This window comes from Flavobacterium magnesitis (genome assembly GCF_041729735.1).
GTDB classification, from domain to species: Bacteria; Bacteroidota; Bacteroidia; order Flavobacteriales; family Flavobacteriaceae; genus Flavobacterium; species Flavobacterium magnesitis.
The window spans coordinates 35,114-50,699 of record NZ_JBCFQK010000020.1; the positions used below are offsets into that span (position 1 = coordinate 35,114).

Annotated in this window: 14 protein-coding genes; 13 read left to right on the forward strand and 1 reads right to left on the reverse strand. The window is 32.1% G+C overall.

All coding sequences use genetic code 11. The features are described from left to right. Positions 1-22: 22 nt before the first annotated feature. The 13 genes from AAGV33_RS12890 to AAGV33_RS12950 all read left to right on the forward strand — a co-directional run bounded on the left by AAGV33_RS12890 (position 23) and on the right by AAGV33_RS12950 (position 14,951). Positions 23-1,108 (forward strand): acyltransferase family protein, encoded by a 1,086-nt coding sequence (locus AAGV33_RS12890; RefSeq protein WP_373392446.1) that lies wholly within the window; start codon positions 23-25, stop codon positions 1,106-1,108. A gap of 164 nt (positions 1,109-1,272) precedes the next feature. Continuing rightward, positions 1,273-2,034, forward strand: coding sequence for a glycosyltransferase family 2 protein (locus AAGV33_RS12895; RefSeq protein ID WP_373392447.1), 762 nt, complete (start codon positions 1,273-1,275; stop codon positions 2,032-2,034). A 54-nt stretch (positions 2,035-2,088) separates the two neighbouring features. After that, the gene (locus tag AAGV33_RS12900) at positions 2,089-2,850 is read left to right on the forward strand and encodes a polysaccharide biosynthesis/export family protein (protein WP_373392448.1); all 762 of its coding nucleotides are present in this window, start codon (positions 2,089-2,091) and stop codon (positions 2,848-2,850) included. A gap of 84 nt (positions 2,851-2,934) precedes the next feature. After that, positions 2,935-5,247 carry an exopolysaccharide transport family protein gene (locus AAGV33_RS12905; protein WP_373392449.1) on the forward strand — a complete coding sequence of 771 codons (2,313 nt, stop codon included), beginning with the start codon at positions 2,935-2,937 and terminating at the stop codon, positions 5,245-5,247. Positions 5,248-5,258: 11 nt separating this feature from the next. After that, positions 5,259-5,675: a hypothetical protein gene (locus tag AAGV33_RS12910; protein WP_373392450.1), complete on the forward strand. Its 417-nt coding sequence runs from the start codon at positions 5,259-5,261 to the stop codon at positions 5,673-5,675. Further along, complete coding sequence (locus AAGV33_RS12915; RefSeq protein ID WP_373392451.1) at positions 5,665-7,065, forward strand: exopolysaccharide biosynthesis polyprenyl glycosylphosphotransferase; 1,401 nt, start codon at positions 5,665-5,667, stop codon at positions 7,063-7,065. Before AAGV33_RS12910 ends, AAGV33_RS12915 begins: the two co-directional genes overlap by 11 nt. Before the next feature lie 17 nt (positions 7,066-7,082). Then, positions 7,083-7,250 (forward strand): hypothetical protein, encoded by a 168-nt coding sequence (locus tag AAGV33_RS12920; protein WP_373392453.1) that lies wholly within the window; start codon positions 7,083-7,085, stop codon positions 7,248-7,250. Between the two features lie 121 nt (positions 7,251-7,371). Beyond that, positions 7,372-8,385, forward strand: coding sequence for a class 1 fructose-bisphosphatase (gene fbp, locus AAGV33_RS12925; protein ID WP_373392454.1), 1,014 nt, complete (start codon positions 7,372-7,374; stop codon positions 8,383-8,385). Positions 8,386-8,445: 60 nt separating this feature from the next. Further along, positions 8,446-12,444, forward strand: coding sequence for a non-ribosomal peptide synthetase (locus tag AAGV33_RS12930; RefSeq protein WP_373392455.1), 3,999 nt, complete (start codon positions 8,446-8,448; stop codon positions 12,442-12,444). Continuing rightward, on the forward strand, positions 12,422-13,213 hold the full coding sequence (locus AAGV33_RS12935) for a 4'-phosphopantetheinyl transferase family protein (protein WP_373392456.1): 792 nt from the start codon (positions 12,422-12,424) through the stop codon (positions 13,211-13,213). Before AAGV33_RS12930 ends, AAGV33_RS12935 begins: the two co-directional genes overlap by 23 nt. 292 nt (positions 13,214-13,505) lie before the next feature. Further along, positions 13,506-13,715 carry a helix-turn-helix domain-containing protein gene (locus tag AAGV33_RS12940; RefSeq protein WP_373392457.1) on the forward strand — a complete coding sequence of 70 codons (210 nt, stop codon included), beginning with the start codon at positions 13,506-13,508 and terminating at the stop codon, positions 13,713-13,715. A gap of 2 nt (positions 13,716-13,717) precedes the next feature. Then, entirely contained in the window at positions 13,718-14,032 is a 315-nt protein-coding gene (locus AAGV33_RS12945) for a HipA N-terminal domain-containing protein (protein ID WP_373392458.1), read from the forward strand. Then, complete coding sequence (locus AAGV33_RS12950; RefSeq protein ID WP_373392459.1) at positions 14,025-14,951, forward strand: HipA domain-containing protein; 927 nt, start codon at positions 14,025-14,027, stop codon at positions 14,949-14,951. Before AAGV33_RS12945 ends, AAGV33_RS12950 begins: the two co-directional genes overlap by 8 nt. Before the next feature lie 128 nt (positions 14,952-15,079). Here AAGV33_RS12950 and AAGV33_RS12955 read toward each other — a convergent pair whose 3' ends face one another. Further along, on the reverse strand, positions 15,080-15,340 hold the full coding sequence (locus AAGV33_RS12955) for a hypothetical protein (protein ID WP_373392461.1): 261 nt from the start codon (positions 15,338-15,340) through the stop codon (positions 15,080-15,082). Between the last annotated feature and the right edge of the window lie 246 nt (positions 15,341-15,586).

Below are 15,586 nucleotides of genomic sequence, written 5' to 3' on the forward strand. Positions count from 1 at the left end.
GAAGCAATTCTAAAACTAAAGGATGGAGAAAATAATTAAAAGAAACAGTACAATAGATGCTTTTAGAGTTTTTGCAATATTTGGTGTGATTGCCATCCATGTACAAAGCAATACGGATAGTGCTGAGATGGTAGGGCGTTTGTTTGCAGGATTCAGAGTTCCTTATTTTTATATAGTTTCCCTTTTTTATTTAATTATTGGACTGAAAAAAAGAAAGGATGAAGGGGTAAACAATATTGTAAATAAAATTTTTTACAGGTTGATAATACCTTATCTGGTATGGACTGTAATTTATGTTAGTTTGCGTTTAATTAAAGCAGAATTTTTGGGAGGACCATCCAATGTAGTTTTTTGGAAAGTATTGTTTTATGGTGATGGTGCGGTACAACTTTATTTTATTCCTAATTTACTTTCGATGCAGGGAATCATCATTTCTATCTATTTATTGCTAAAAGGAAATTTGAAAAACAAACTGTGGGGAATTGTTATTTGGACATCGGTAGCTGTTTTTTTAGCAATCGGAGTTTTAGGAAATTCTTTTGCAATTTCTATGGGATTTATATTTGTGGGTATTCCATTGTTCATTTTGCTGGCCTTTTCAGCCACATTTTTTAATTCGAATGAAAGAAATACTGTCAATATCTGGATGGGGATACTCATTATAGTAGTTACAACCGTTTTTAATATCATTCCTTTTTCATTTAGTTTTTTTGGATATGAATATATCTCTCCTTTTATGGCATTTGGAATATTATTATTGTGTATTGGATTATTTGATCAGTTTCGTTTACCCTCGACATTAACTTCGGCAACTTTTGGGATCTATCTCAGTCATGTTTTGTTTCTGGAGTTATTTGAATTTATTATTAGTCAGAGCCACATTATCTTATATTACGATTTAACAGTGAAATTACTGGTCACATTTTCCGTCTTTCTTTTTTCGTTGGCAGGCATATTTATTATGAGGAAAAGCAGGGTATTAAGGTTTTATTTATTAGGTGAAAAAGCAACTAATACCCAAAAGACTACTTCTAATTTAAATTATTTCGTTTCCTATTTCAGAAGAATCCAATATTTAGCAGTACCCAAAAAAAATCAGAAAAACTGATTAACCAAGCTGTTTGTTTTTGAGTAATCATTCCTAAATCAACAAACACAATTTTTTCATTAAATCTTATCGCTACGACTATTTTCCTCAGTTTCTTATTGAGGAATCAACTTTCTGTATGTCAAAATTTAAAATAATTTTTCTCATTTAAAATAGCAATAATCATGAAAATAACCATAATAACAGTGTGTTACAATAGAAAAGCTACTATTGAAAAAGCCATCAAAAGTGTATTGGAACAAGATTATCATGATATCGAATACATTATTATCGACGGCAATTCTACAGACGGAACCAAAGAAATTATTGAATCTTACAGAAATAGCATAAGCGAATACATTTCGGAACCGGACAAAGGGATGTATGATGCGATTAATAAAGGAATCAGCTTAGCAAGAGGTGAGGTAATTGGGCTGATGCATTCTGACGACGAATTCTATGACAGCAAAGCCATCAGCAAAATAGTCGCAGGATTTAAAAATTCTGAAACTGCTGACGGAATTTACGGTAACGGAATTTATGTATCTAATGATACAGAAGAGCGGTTAATCAGAAACAGAATCGGAGGGATTTTTAGTCTCAATAAAATAAAAAGAGGCTGGTTGCCACTGCATCCTACGGTGTATTTGAAAAAATCAATAATTGATCAGTATGGATTGTATAATCTTGATTTTAAAATAGCCTCAGATACTGAATTTTTACTTCGCTACCTGTATAAATACAAAATCAACATGATGTATGTTGATAATTATATTGTAAAAATGAGAATGGGAGGTATGAGTACTAATGCAAAACGTGCCGTTGAAGTTTTATACGAAGATTATAAAATTTACAAATACCATGGATTGATGGCATTTCAAACCGTTTTTCTAAAAAAGACTATGGCTTTACGCCAATACCTGAGCGGAATAGCTAGTTCTTTTTAACTAACCTTCTTTTTTCAACAGACTAAACTCAAATCACTAAAAACTTTTATTACCATGAAAAAAAGACACTTACCAATAATTTTATTGCTTTTATTGATAGTACAGTCTTGTACAACAAGGAAACAGACATTGTATTTACAAGATTTAGATGCCTATTCTAATTCTGCAATAAATTATCCAATGACTCCTATCCAGCCTAACGATATTTTAAAAATTGATGTGGGCGATGTCAATCCTATGGTTGCAGCACCTTTTAACAAAACTTCTTCGAATACCTCAGACAGTTCTGTCGAAATGATGAAACTTAAAGGTTATCTGGTTTCACCAGAGGGTACCATTACAATGCCTGTTTTAAACGAAATAAAAGTAGTAGGAGTTACACCGTCAAACTTAGAAAACATCATAAAAGATCGGTTGGTAAACGAAGGTTATCTGGTGAGTCCTACCGTATCGGTGCGCGTTCTTAATAATAAATTTACCATCCTGGGAGAGGTTAAATCACCAGGTGTCATCAATTTTAGCGAGGAGTCTATCAGCTTGCTGGATGCCATAGGATTAGCCGGTGATCTTACTTATTTTGCCGTTAGAAAAGATGTAAAACTGATCAGAGAATTAGATGGTAAACGCATAGTTTATCATATTGACTTAACCAGTGCTTCCTGGTTGTCTGATCCCAACTTCCGCATCAGACAAAATGATGTAATTGTAGTAACACCCAATAAGGTTAAAGCAAACAGCGGTGGTTTAATTAAAGATCCGCTACAACTTTTTAGCGTAGCAGCTTCTTTACTGACAATTTACTTATTACTGAGATAAATACCTATAATTAGGTTCTTTAAAATTTAATGTAGAATTGAATTTCACATTATAAAAACGACTGTAAATAATAAATTAAATAGTATGAATTCAAAAAAGCAATTTTTAAAATATGTGCAGTACTGGCCGTGGTTTTTGGTAAGCTTTATCTTGTTTACAGCTGCTGCCTATTATTATTTAGGAGCAGTTTCACCTACCTATGAAACTACAGCTTTGATCAACATTGATAAAATGAATGAAAAAGACAGTGAAATAATAAGTACTGATAAGGTGAAAACCGATAAGGAAGAAGATTTAGAAAAAGAAAAAGTATTTATTACCTCTAATGATTTTTTATCGAAACTGGTTTCTGATTTAAAGCTCAATATCAATTATTTTGAAAAAGGATTGATAGCAAATAAAGTCGTAGCAGATATTCCGTTTGTATTTAAGACACACATTTCAAATGATTCTCTATCAAAAGTAACTTATAACATTAAGGTTACTGAGGACGGATTTATTGTGAATGAATCTGTAACCGATAGACTTTCTTTAATTCGAAATAATACCATTTATGACATCTCAGGTATTCCCTTTTCGATTGAGCTGACTACAAAAGCAAAAAAAAATCTTTCTAGTTATCTGGATAAGGAATATGTAGTAACTCTGGAACCTACAGAAATGGCAGTAAAAAATTTAAAATTCAACTTGAATATCGCTTCTGATGAAAATTTAAAAACCAATTTAAGTTTAAGTCATACAGGAACTAATCCTATGCAGTCTAAAAAAATTCTAAAAAGAATTATTAAATCACTAGATGAGGATATTGTTGCTAATAAACAAAAAAAACTGGGTAAAACAGTTGAATATTTAGACCAGAGAATAGCCGCTTTTACAAAAGAAAAAGATTCTATTGAAAGCGTTAAAGAAAGTTATCTGCGTAATAATAATATCTATGTTTTAGATCAGTACATTGTTTCTAAAACAAATGATAAAACCACTAAAACAGCTAATTCTTTACTTAATGATAGACAAATTTCATTGACTAATTTTGCAATTAGTGACATTAGAAAATCAGGATATTCAACTCCTTTAGGTACTGATTATAATCTGGAAATTCCATCATTAAATCAGCTGCTTGTTAATTACAATTCCAGTCTTATAGAAAGTGAATTAATTTTGCAGAGAGCACAAAAAAACAATCCTGCTTATGTGAGTTTAATGGCTCAGTTAAAAGTTCAAAAACAAACTATTTTAAACACCTTAGGTGATTATTTAAATCAATTAAAGCAAACTAAAATTGTTAACAGAATTGAACAAAGTAACGCTATTTCGGAAGCACAAAGTATCCCTACAAAAAACAAGGAATTAGGCAACATCAATAATGATTTGAGTCTGAAAGAGGAGACGTATTCGGCTTTATTACAAAGACGGGAAGAAGCCATCTTAAACGGAGCTGTTTTAGATTCTAATTTAAGTATTCTTGATTTTCCACAAACTAATTATGCTGCCATTTCTCCAAAACCAAAGCCTTTCATGCTTGGTGCAATTTTGTTTAGTTTTTTATTGCCTTTTGGTTTTGTGTATGTAAAACTTAAAATGGATTCTAAAATTCATACTCAGGAAGATCTTACGGGACAACTGGCTGATATCCCTTTTCTTGGAAATATTCCTGAAATAGATTCGAATGAAAAACTAGACAATTCAGCCACTTCCAGATCATTAATTGCCGAAGCAACACGAACATTATTTTCTAATATTTCGTATTTACTGCCTCATGATAAGGATCAAAAAGGAAAAGTAGTATTGTTTACTTCATCTATTCAGGGAGAAGGAAAATCCTTTTGTGCTTTTCATAATGCGGTTACAATTGGTAATTTAAATAAAAAAGTACTCCTTATTGGTGCCGATTTAAGAAATCCTCAGTTGCATGATTACTATAATGTTCAAAAAAGTATACCGGGACTTTCGGATTTTTTATATGATAATACTAAGAATTGGAAAAACTTTTTAGTAAAGAAAACTGATTTTTCAGGAAATCTTGACGTACTTTTTTCAGGAGAGATTCCTCCTAATCCTACTCAATTACTGACTAATTCTAATTTAGAAACTTTACTGGAGGAAGCTAAGTCATTCTATGATTTTATAATTATTGATTCGGCTCCGGTTCAGGTTGTTTCTGATACGCTTAATTTTAGCTATCTCGCAGATGTGACGGTATATGTCGCTAAGTCTAATTTTTCTGACAAAGAGATGCTTTTACAGTTAAATGATTTTATAAAAAAAGGACAACTGAAAAATGTGGGTGTGGTCATTAACGGAATTAATAAAAAAAGTATTTACGGCTATAGCTATACTTATCAGGAAAAAAAGGTAAAAGTACCATGGTTTAAAAGAAGCATAGCTTTTAATAATTAATAACATTTAATATGGAAAAAAAAGCAATCCTTTTTACACTACTGATCGTTAGTCTGTTAGTGTTTTATTATTCATGGTTACCAGATCCTAACATGAGATCAGAAGCTTATTTACCCAAATGGATTTTGGACTGGAGTAATAAAAATTACAATCTCCGTACCGGAGTTCCATTTATCCCTTTTGGTTATTTTCTGGCGGCTTATTCTCAAATAACGAACTCTGACAATAAAGAAAAAAACACCAATTTAATTTTTATCCAAAATCTTGGTGTGGCTGGAATTGTAGCTTTTATTGCCGAAGGCGGGCAATTTTTAATCCAAAGTAGAAATCCGGATTTGATGGATATTTATTTTGCCATTATAGGAAGTTCAGTAGGAGCTTTTACCTATAGTTTATTTAATGTAAGAAAATTTAAAAATGCGAAATAGACACAAGTTTACCTTTGTAATTTCCTGTGCCATTGCCGACATGTCAGCAATGATAGTTTCAACTTTGATTTTTTTGAAATTTGCTACAGAAGAAAGATTGGGTTGGGATACTTTATTTCTGAATAAAATGATTCCAATAACGGTTTTAAGCTGGTTGTTTTCGGTCTCTTATTTTAATCTTTATAAAATTGATGTTCTTTTTAGTTTAGAACATTTTTTCCGTAATAGCTGGCGTGCTTTTCTGACCCAGCGAATTTTATGGCATATTTATATTTATATCTTTCAGGATGATATCTCTTATTTTTTTGAAAGCAGAGCCAATTTAATTCAGCTGAGTTTTTTATTATTCTACTTTTTATTATCCAGAACAATATTTACGCTGGTGATCAGAAAAATTAAAGAATGGGTTTTTAAACGTTTTACAGTTGCCATTTGGGGTTTTAATCTTACCAGTATTCAACTGGCTTCTTACTTAGAAACCAATTCTTTCTTTATTCATTTTGTAGGCATACTTAACGAAAATAATCAAGTTACTTATTCCTCTAAAGAAGAGTTTACTGAGGCTCTTACTGAAGCTATTGATGATGCCTCTAAAGCAAATATCAACGAATTATACATAGTATGTAAACCTGATTTTATTTCAGATTTAAATAGTTTTTTTGAATTGGGAGACAAGCATTGCATGCGTTTAAAGTTCATTCCTGATTTTTCATCTATTTCAAAAAAACATTTCAGCTCTACCCATTTAAATAATTTCCATGTTATAAAACCCCGCTACGAACCCTTGCAGGATGCTTATAACCGGCTGGCTAAAAGAGTATTTGATATCGTGTTTAGTCTGCTGGTAATTATTTTCATTTTGTCATGGCTGTATCCTTTATTGGCTTTTCTTATAAAAAGAGAAAGTAAAGGACCAGTATTGTTTAAACAAATGCGAACAGGTAAAAAGAATGAACCTTTTTGGTGTTACAAATTCAGAAGTATGTACACTGATATGGGAGATGAAGCGCAACAGGCCAAAAGAGGTGATTCCCGAATTACTCCTATTGGTAAGTTTATCCGCAGAACTAGTTTAGATGAAATGCCTCAGTTTTTTAATGTCCTAATGGGGAAAATGAGTGTCGTAGGACCTCGTCCTCATATGATTAAACATACTACAGATTATAACAGCCATATCAATAATTTCATGGTTCGGCATTTTGTTAAACCCGGAATCACCGGTTTGGCACAGGTAACAGGGCTTAGAGGAGAAACTAAAAAAGTCTCTGATATGAAACGACGTGTAAATACTGACATCGATTATGTACAGCGATGGAGTATTATTACTGATATTAAAATATGCATTTTAACGGTTATTGTAACGTTAAAAGGAGATGAAAATGCCTTTTAAACTTAAAATTTAAAATTATGAATACTACTTATTTTTTCCTTGGTTTACTTACAGGAATTTCTGTAAGTGCCTTTTTTATTGGTAAAGAATTGTATAAATACTACACCAAATATACAGTTCAAAAGAAACAGTTGGACAGGATTTTAAAATTGAATGACAAAATCAAAAAATTTAAAGTCGCTTAAAACTCTATTGCAGTGAGACAGTTCGTTTCACTTAAACGATTAGCTGCTCAACAACATAAGTACTGCATCGACTACGCAAAATAACCAACTTTTACACCTAAAACACTTAAAGCTAATAGATATGGAAAGTAACAAAACATTAGGTGAATTTATAATAGAAAATCAACAGGAATTCAAATATTCTTCCGGGGAATTATCCCGACTTTTTAACTCCATTAAATTAGCTGCAAAAGTTGTTAGTCATAAAGTTAATAAAGCGGGTCTGATAGACATTGTGGGAGGAGCAGGAGGTAAAAATATTCAGGGTGAAGACCAGCAAAAACTAGATGTGTATGCCAATGATATTTTTATTGAAACCTTAATCAACCGACAGATTGTATGCGGTATTACCTCTGAAGAAAACGACAGTTTTATAAGCGTTCAGGGTAGTGACAACAGTAACACCAACAAATATATCCTGTTAATGGATCCTTTAGATGGCTCATCTAATATTGATGTAAATGTTTCTGTAGGAACCATTTTTTCTGTTTACAGAAGAATTTCTAAAGTAGGAACTCCGGTAATTTTAGAAGATTTTCTACAACCTGGAATAAACCAGGTTGCAGCAGGATATGTTATTTACGGAACTTCAACAATGCTGGTGTACACAACAGGTCATGGCGTTAACGGATTTACGCTGAATCCCGCCATTGGAACTTTTTATCTTTCTCATCCTAAAATTAAATTCCCTGAAAAAAGTAAAATATATTCTGTAAACGACGGAAATTATACTCATTTCCCCGAAGGAATTAAGGACTTTATAAGGTATTGCAGGCAAGAAGAAGGAGACAGACCTTACGCCTCAAGATATATAGGAAGTCTGGTTTCAGACATGCATAGAAACATGCTCAAAGGCGGTATTTATTTGTATCCCAATACCAAATCTAATAACGGCAAACTGCGACTTTTATATGAATGCAATCCTATGGCATTTATAACCGAACAAGCCGGAGGGAAAGCATCTGACGGGAATTCCAGAATAATGGAAATAGAACCTCAAAGTTTACATCAAAGAGTTGCCTTTTACAGCGGAAGCATCAAGATGGTAGAAAAAGTGGAAGAGTTTATAGCTAAATATAAACTCCACAAAGTTTGATTTATTAAAAACTATTGCGTCTGACTAATGAACTAATATTATTAACCAATACTGAAGCTTATGAAAAAACTATTATCCGAAGCGAATACATTTGCATTCGATTTGCTTTCCCATGAAATTGAAAGCGTAATACAAACAACAAACACCCAATTGGAAATCTGGACTGATTGCTTAATTGGAGGTGATGATGCAAATAAAGCGAACAACCTCTCTTTTTCAATTAAATTTGACGGTAAATTGGTTGTAGAAGCCTTAGAAAATGCGTTAGATACTTTAGTACAGCGACATGAATCTCTAAGAGCCACCTTTAGCTCCGATGGAGTATATATGAATATTTGCAGGAGTTTAAAAATAGACATAGCTCATGCTGATATTTCTTATTTAGATGGAAATGATAAAGAAAAAGCGAGAGAAAATATAATTTATGATGAAGTTAATACTCTTTTTGATCTTGTAAAAGGACCTCTGTTCAAGTCTAAATTAATTAAAATTGATGATCTTGAAAATATTCTGGTTTTAACTTATCATCATATCATTGGCGATGGTTTAAGCATTAAGATTATGCTGGAAGAACTCAGTATTCTTTATTCGGCATTTATCGAAAAAACAATTCCTAAACTTACCACTCCGGAACGCTTTAGTGAGTATGCCATAATAGTAAATTCGTTAGCACAGAACAAGGATTCTAAGCAAATAGAGGATTTTTGGTTAAACATCTATAAAGATTCTGTTCCTAATGTAGAATTACCTATAGATTATGCCAGACCTTCTTTAAGGACTTACAACAGTAAACGTTTTGATTATTTTATAGACATAAAACTTATCAATTCGCTCAAACAGCTTGGGAGTAGTGCCGGTTGTAGTCTGGCTACAACCTTTCTTATCGCTTTTGAAGTTTTTTTGTGTAAACTTACTGGTCAAAATGATTTGATTGTTGGTTTCCCCGTTTCAGGTAACAGGAGATATGACATGAAACATTTAATAGGAGATTGTGCAAATCTACTCCCTATACGTAGTAATGTAGATAGTAATGTGAGCTTTTTAAAATATTTAAAACAAAGATATCCGCAAATAGTAAAAGCTTATATAAACAATCAGCATAGTTTTGGGCATCTGATTCAAAAACTTGCAATTCCCCGCAACTCTTCAAGAATTCCTATGGTGCCTGTTACATTAACAGTAGATTTAAGCCGGGATATGGAAAGTGAGTTTTCATTTATTGGTCTTAATTATGAATTTGAAATCAACCCTGCCAGTTATTCATCATTTGAAATTAACTTACATGCCTGTATGTCAAAAAACCGACCTGCACTTCAATGTTCTTATAACACTTCCTTATTTAAAGAAGAAACAATAACGCAAATGATGATTTCATTTGAAGAGGTATTAAATAAATTAATAACAAATCAGGAAAGTCCAATAAGTGATCTCTTAAAAGAAGATTATTTAGCTAATTATAAAGCCCTGAATGATACAGAAGCACCTTATCCTTACGTTTCATTATCTGAATTGTTAAATAAACAAGCAGCAATTACACCAAATAACATAGCTATTGAATATAATAAAACTGCAATATCCTATCAGGATTTACATATAAAGGTAAACCAGTTTGCCCATTTCTTAGTGGCACAGGGGGTACAATCTGGTGATTATATAGCCGTGTCCTATCCGCGAAGTCCTGAGTTAGTATATGCTATTTTAGCAATTATACAATGTGGAGCTGCCTATTTACCCTTAGATCACGAATATCCAAGTAAACGTGTGGAATACATGATGGAAGATTCTGAAGCTAAATTTTTATTTACCAGTAAAGCTTTATCATTATCATTGCCTCAATGTTCGAATACCATTTTGATTGATGATGCTATGGAATCATTAGATCAATATCCATCAACAAAACTGGAAACTAGTGTTGACCCTGAAAATATTTTATATCTTCTATATACTTCAGGATCTACAGGGAAGCCAAAAGGAGCAAAAATATCCAATAGAAATGTAGTGAACTTGTTCTTTTCTTTAGAAAAAGAGCCGGGTATAAAAGAAACTGACAGACTTCCTTTTATTTCTACTATTTCTTTTGATATTGCAAGTTTTGAGTTGTTTTTCCCCTTATTTAAAGGAGCTACTTTAGTTATTCCCGAACATGAAACTGCCAGTGACGGCAGATTATTTCATGAAATGCTGGATAAAGAGAAAATTTCGCTGGTGGTTGCCACACCTACTACTTACCAAATGCTTTTAGATGCGGGATGGACAAAAAAATTACCTATAAAAATATTTTGCTGTGGTGAACCCTTGCCTCATAAACTGGCTCAGGAGCTTATAAAAAGAAGTGACGAATTGTGGACTTTATATGGTCCTACAGAAGTAACTATTTTTTCATCCTGCAAGCATATAAAAAATGAAGAAACAATAATATCTGTTGGTGCTCCTATAGCTAATATGCAATATTATATAGTTGATGAACAGGGTAAACTTTTACCGCCTAACGCTATTGGCGAAATTGCCATTGGAGGCGATGGGGTAGGAAAGGGATATTTAGGAAAACCAGAATTGACTGCGGCAAAATATATTCCTAATGTTTTTTCGGACAAAAAAGAAGCTGTCATGTACCTTTCCGGAGATTTAGGAAAATTGTTGCCCAGCAATGAAGTGATGTGTCTTGGACGTATTGATCATCAGGTAAAAGTACGGGGGCATCGTATTGAAATTGGCGAAATAGAACATGTTTTAATGTCTGTTAAAGGGATTAAATCAGCAATTGTGTTAGCTAAAGCTGATATTCTTGTTGCTTTTATTGTCGCTGATTACAAAATTATAAAAGAAGCAGATGAAATCAGATTATGGAGAAATGAATTATCTTCACAATTACCGGCTTTTATGGTACCCCATGTTTTTCATATTTTGGATGAAATGCCCAGAACGCTTAATGACAAAGTAGACCGCACCGCGTTATTGGCTTATAAATCGGATGCTGAAAGTGGTGAAAGTTATACAGCTCCTCGTACCAGTGAAGAAGAAATAGTAGCGGCAATTTGGCAGGAAAGTTTAAAAAAAGAGCGTATCGATATTTTTAGTAACTTCTTTGAAATGGGAGGTCATTCTATTATGGCAGTAAATGTAATGGTCGAAATAGAAAAAAAGACTGGCATACGCATTCCTCTTTCTGCTTTATTCCAACATTCAACGGTTGAAAAATTTGCCAAATTAATTAATTTAGAAAGTCAGATTACATCAGATCATCTGGTGCCTCTTAAACCAGGCGGAACCAAAACACCTCTTTTTATCGTGCATGGATCCGGACTTAATATTTTGAATTTTGCACATGTGATCAACCATTTTGATGAGGATCAGCCTGTTTATGGTTTTCAGGGAGTAGGGAATAATGGATATAACAATTGGTTTGAATCTATTGAGGATATGGCTGCCAGATATATAGAATCAATTATGAAGATAAACCCAAAAGGACCTTATGCCATTGCCGGATTTTCGTTTGGAGGTATTGTGGCTTTTGAAATAGCCCGTCAGCTTAAAAAACAAGGCAAAACCGTAAGTCTTATTGCTGCATTAGATACTTATGTTGATTCTTCTTATTACTATGCTTCGGCTACGCAAAAAAAGTTGATGAGGTATTATGACCGTACTTACAGACGTTTAGATTATTTAAAACAAATGCTGACCAGTTGGGATTCATTAAAATTGCGTGTGAATACTAAAAAGATTTATTTGCAAAAAAAATATTTTGGATTAAAAGATAATATGAGCGAACAGGAACGATTAGCTCTTCAGCATTTTATGGAAGCCGATAGAATGGTTGATAAAATTGTAAATCGGTATCATCTTATTCCTCAGCCTTTTGAAGTAGAATTATTTAGAGCCAAAGATGATGAAAATTACAAATTAGATCCCAATCATTTAGGATGGAAAAAGGCTGCATTGAGCGGTGTTAAAATTCATAATATAACAGGTAACCATCTGGGTATCACAGCACCTCCAAATGATAAAGTATTAGCCAGAATGCTACAAAATATTTTAGATGAAAAACACGCCAACAGCTAAACTACTTATTTCATTTTTCAATATAAGAAAGCGTATCTTAATGCCTGATAATGAGTTTTTTTTAAATGAAAATGATATTCGTATCTATTCCATTTATTTACCTGATTTTGCAGATTTAAAATCTGATCTGGCTGAATATCTGAATGTAAAAGAACTTCCTGTATCTTCTAATCTTTATATGAAAATGAATCATGAATTCATTATTTACAGGTCGATATTGAAAATTATTCTTGCTGCCTATTCTAAATTAGATGCAAAAAAAATGGAGTTTGATTACCATTTATATAAAAAACCATACTTAGCATCAAAACCATGGTTGCATTTTAATATTTCCCATTCAGAAGATTATGTAGTGATTGCAATTTCCCGAAGAAATCTGGGAATTGATATTGAATACATTGCACAGGATCTTCCTTTCACCAATTTGATTCCGGAAGTTTTTGAAGAGCGTGAAATTACAGCAATTCATAATTCCAAGGATAAAAAAAGATTGTTTTACAGCTATTGGACAAGAAAAGAAGCCTTTGTAAAAGGGTTGGGAACAGGTATTAATGACAACTTTAAGCATATTCCATGTGCCGATGGTGAGCATATTATTGATGCCGCACTATCTGAAGATACAAAGAACTGGCACGTATGTAATTTTAATCTTTCTGATCATTATATGGGGGCAATAGCTTGTGAATTTTCGTCAGCATTTTCTAAAGATATAGTTATTTATACTGTACCAAACGACATGAACGCTTTGAGAAAAATGATTAATGATTAAATTATTTTTGAGTTGTATAAAAAAGACAACATAATAGAAATCTTCAATAAAAAAATCTTCCTGGTGGAGATTTTTTTTTTGTCTCATATATAGAAGTGATTCTTTTAAAAATCTACTTTATTTAATATTTACCGCAAAAGCAGTAAATATTAAATTATTGACTTTAACGAATATATCTTGCCAAGCTTTTTGTTAAAATTTACTGTAATAACAGTAAAAAAAATAAAATTTTAATCTGTTTTAACTTAACTAATTATTAAAATGATTATTTTTACCGTTAAAACAGTATAAAATGAATGATTTTGATTTAGGCGCTTTAATTAAAGAGCATCGAAAAAAAGCAGGATTGACACAACTTGAACTAGCGAACTTAGCAGGAGTAGGGAAGACTACTGTTTTTGATATTGAAAAAAATAAAGAAACAGTTCGCTGGAACAATCTATTGGCAGTACTTCGGGTTTTGAATATCAAAATAGAATTCAAAAGTCCATTAACTAAATAATCATGAGAAAAGCAATCGTATTTGTACACGGAAAAAGAGCTGGAATTTTAACAGAAATCACCTCAAATAATTATCATTTCGAGTATGATGAAAATTATGAAGGTGATGCTGTTTCATTGACTATGCCTGTAAGTCATAAAAAATATGGTTACAAATCCTTTCCTCCTTTTTTTGAAGGTTTATTACCTGAAGGTGTCATGTTAGAAGGGTTACTACGCATTGTGAAAATTGACAAAAATGATTATTTCTCTCAATTGATAGCAACTGGAAATGATTTAGTTGGAGCAGTAACGGTTAAATTGATGGAAGATGAATAGATGTCCCATTACTTATGAATTATGTGGAACAGATAAGTACAGCGAAAAAGGACTTCGAATGATAGCTCCTAAATTAACTTACTTAAATGATTTACCCTATACAGCAGTTGAACTTCGTCAGGAAGCGGCTAACAGAGCTAAAAAGCTATCTATTCAAGGGGTTCAACCAAAGCTTAGTGCAGCTATTTCAATAGTGGACCAAGAATTTAAAATTGTAGATCAATTTGGAACGTATATTATAAAACCACAGAATGATTTATTTCCACAATTGCCAGAAAATGAAGATGTGACCATGCGAATGGCTAAGGTGTTTGGTTTAGAAGTTCCTTTTCACGGTATGGTATATGCTAAAGACGGTAGTTTGTCTTATTTTATTAAGCGTTTTGACCGATATGGAAAAGGAAAAAAATTGGCAACAGAAGATTTTGCCCAATTAACAGCAAATACACGAGATACAAAATATCGTTTTACAATGGAAAAATTGATTCCTGTACTTGACGAATTTTGTTCATTTCCAGCTATCGAAAAAGCAGATTTTTTTAAAAGAATTCTTTTTTGTTATGTAACTGGAAATGAAGATATGCATTTGAAAAACTTTTCCTTGATAACTAAAAATGGTAAAACAACGCTTACTCCTGCATATGATTTTTTAAATTCCACCATAGCAATTAAAAATCCTGAAGAAGAAATTGCACTGACCTTGAAAGGAAAAAAGAGTAATTTAAAAGCAATTGATTTTGTTGACTATTATGCTAAAGAAAGACTCCAACTTAACGAAAAAACAATTGCGAACATACTGCAACAAATGCAACAAGCAACTCCAAAATGGAAAGAACTACTTGAAATATCTTTTCTGTCACCCGATATGAAAGAAAAGTATTTGAATTTACTAGAAACCAAAACGAAAATGTTCAAGTAATTCAGGTTAAAAAAATATGACTAAAACAGCAATTATTCTCCGCAAAAAAACTTAACAATAAATAATTCTCTTTAAATCTAACTTCAAAAATAAATATCTGTTTTTCAAAGAAACATATTTTGTGTTGTTTATTTTATTAATCGTCTTAAAGTTACTTCTGAAATTTCAAAGAAAACAACAGCTTCTTTAACCGATAAATAATGTTTTGAAAGTAAATCATCTTTGGCTATAATTGGTTTAACCTTTGGAACTACAATAATATTTTCTTTTTGTTGTTTCCTCCAATTTCTCTTAAAACATAATTTAGAACAATAGATATCTTTACTACTTTTTGAGGTAAATTCTTCATTAAATACTACACATTTTCTTCTGATAGTCAGATGACTCATTACAATATTTTATTTAGTTACTGCATTGAAAACCATTGTTTTATTAGTAAATCAAAATTCGAAAGTAACCTTCCTTTACTCATAAGGTTTTACAGACTATGGTAGTATAAAGTTCCTGAAAAAACTCTGATTTCAAAACATAGTAGTACAATTAGTAGACTGAATATAGTAAATAAGGGTAAACAAAGTTATCTATGAATTTTTAGAATCTCTTTGTTTATAGCGCTTGAAACGTAGAAATATGAT

Bases quoted from the DNA above. Each gene is read 5' to 3' on its own strand.
- AAGV33_RS12940 (WP_373392457.1), top strand. From the start codon at position 13,506: ATGAATGATTTTGATTTAGGCGCTTTAATTAAAGAGCATCGAAAAAAA.
- AAGV33_RS12945 (WP_373392458.1), top strand. From the start codon at position 13,718: ATGAGAAAAGCAATCGTATTTGTACACGGAAAAAGAGCTGGAATTTTA.
- AAGV33_RS12905 (WP_373392449.1), top strand. From the start codon at position 2,935: ATGAATTCAAAAAAGCAATTTTTAAAATATGTGCAGTACTGGCCGTGG.
- AAGV33_RS12910 (WP_373392450.1), top strand. From the start codon at position 5,259: ATGGAAAAAAAAGCAATCCTTTTTACACTACTGATCGTTAGTCTGTTA.
- AAGV33_RS12915 (WP_373392451.1), top strand. From the start codon at position 5,665: ATGCGAAATAGACACAAGTTTACCTTTGTAATTTCCTGTGCCATTGCC.
- fbp (WP_373392454.1), top strand. From the start codon at position 7,372: ATGGAAAGTAACAAAACATTAGGTGAATTTATAATAGAAAATCAACAG.
- AAGV33_RS12895 (WP_373392447.1), top strand. From the start codon at position 1,273: ATGAAAATAACCATAATAACAGTGTGTTACAATAGAAAAGCTACTATT.
- AAGV33_RS12935 (WP_373392456.1), top strand. From the start codon at position 12,422: ATGAAAAACACGCCAACAGCTAAACTACTTATTTCATTTTTCAATATA.
- AAGV33_RS12955 (WP_373392461.1), bottom strand. From the start codon at position 15,340: ATGAGTCATCTGACTATCAGAAGAAAATGTGTAGTATTTAATGAAGAA.
- AAGV33_RS12890 (WP_373392446.1), top strand. From the start codon at position 23: ATGGAGAAAATAATTAAAAGAAACAGTACAATAGATGCTTTTAGAGTT.
- AAGV33_RS12930 (WP_373392455.1), top strand. From the start codon at position 8,446: ATGAAAAAACTATTATCCGAAGCGAATACATTTGCATTCGATTTGCTT.
- AAGV33_RS12920 (WP_373392453.1), top strand. From the start codon at position 7,083: ATGAATACTACTTATTTTTTCCTTGGTTTACTTACAGGAATTTCTGTA.
- AAGV33_RS12950 (WP_373392459.1), top strand. From the start codon at position 14,025: ATGAATAGATGTCCCATTACTTATGAATTATGTGGAACAGATAAGTAC.
- AAGV33_RS12900 (WP_373392448.1), top strand. From the start codon at position 2,089: ATGAAAAAAAGACACTTACCAATAATTTTATTGCTTTTATTGATAGTA.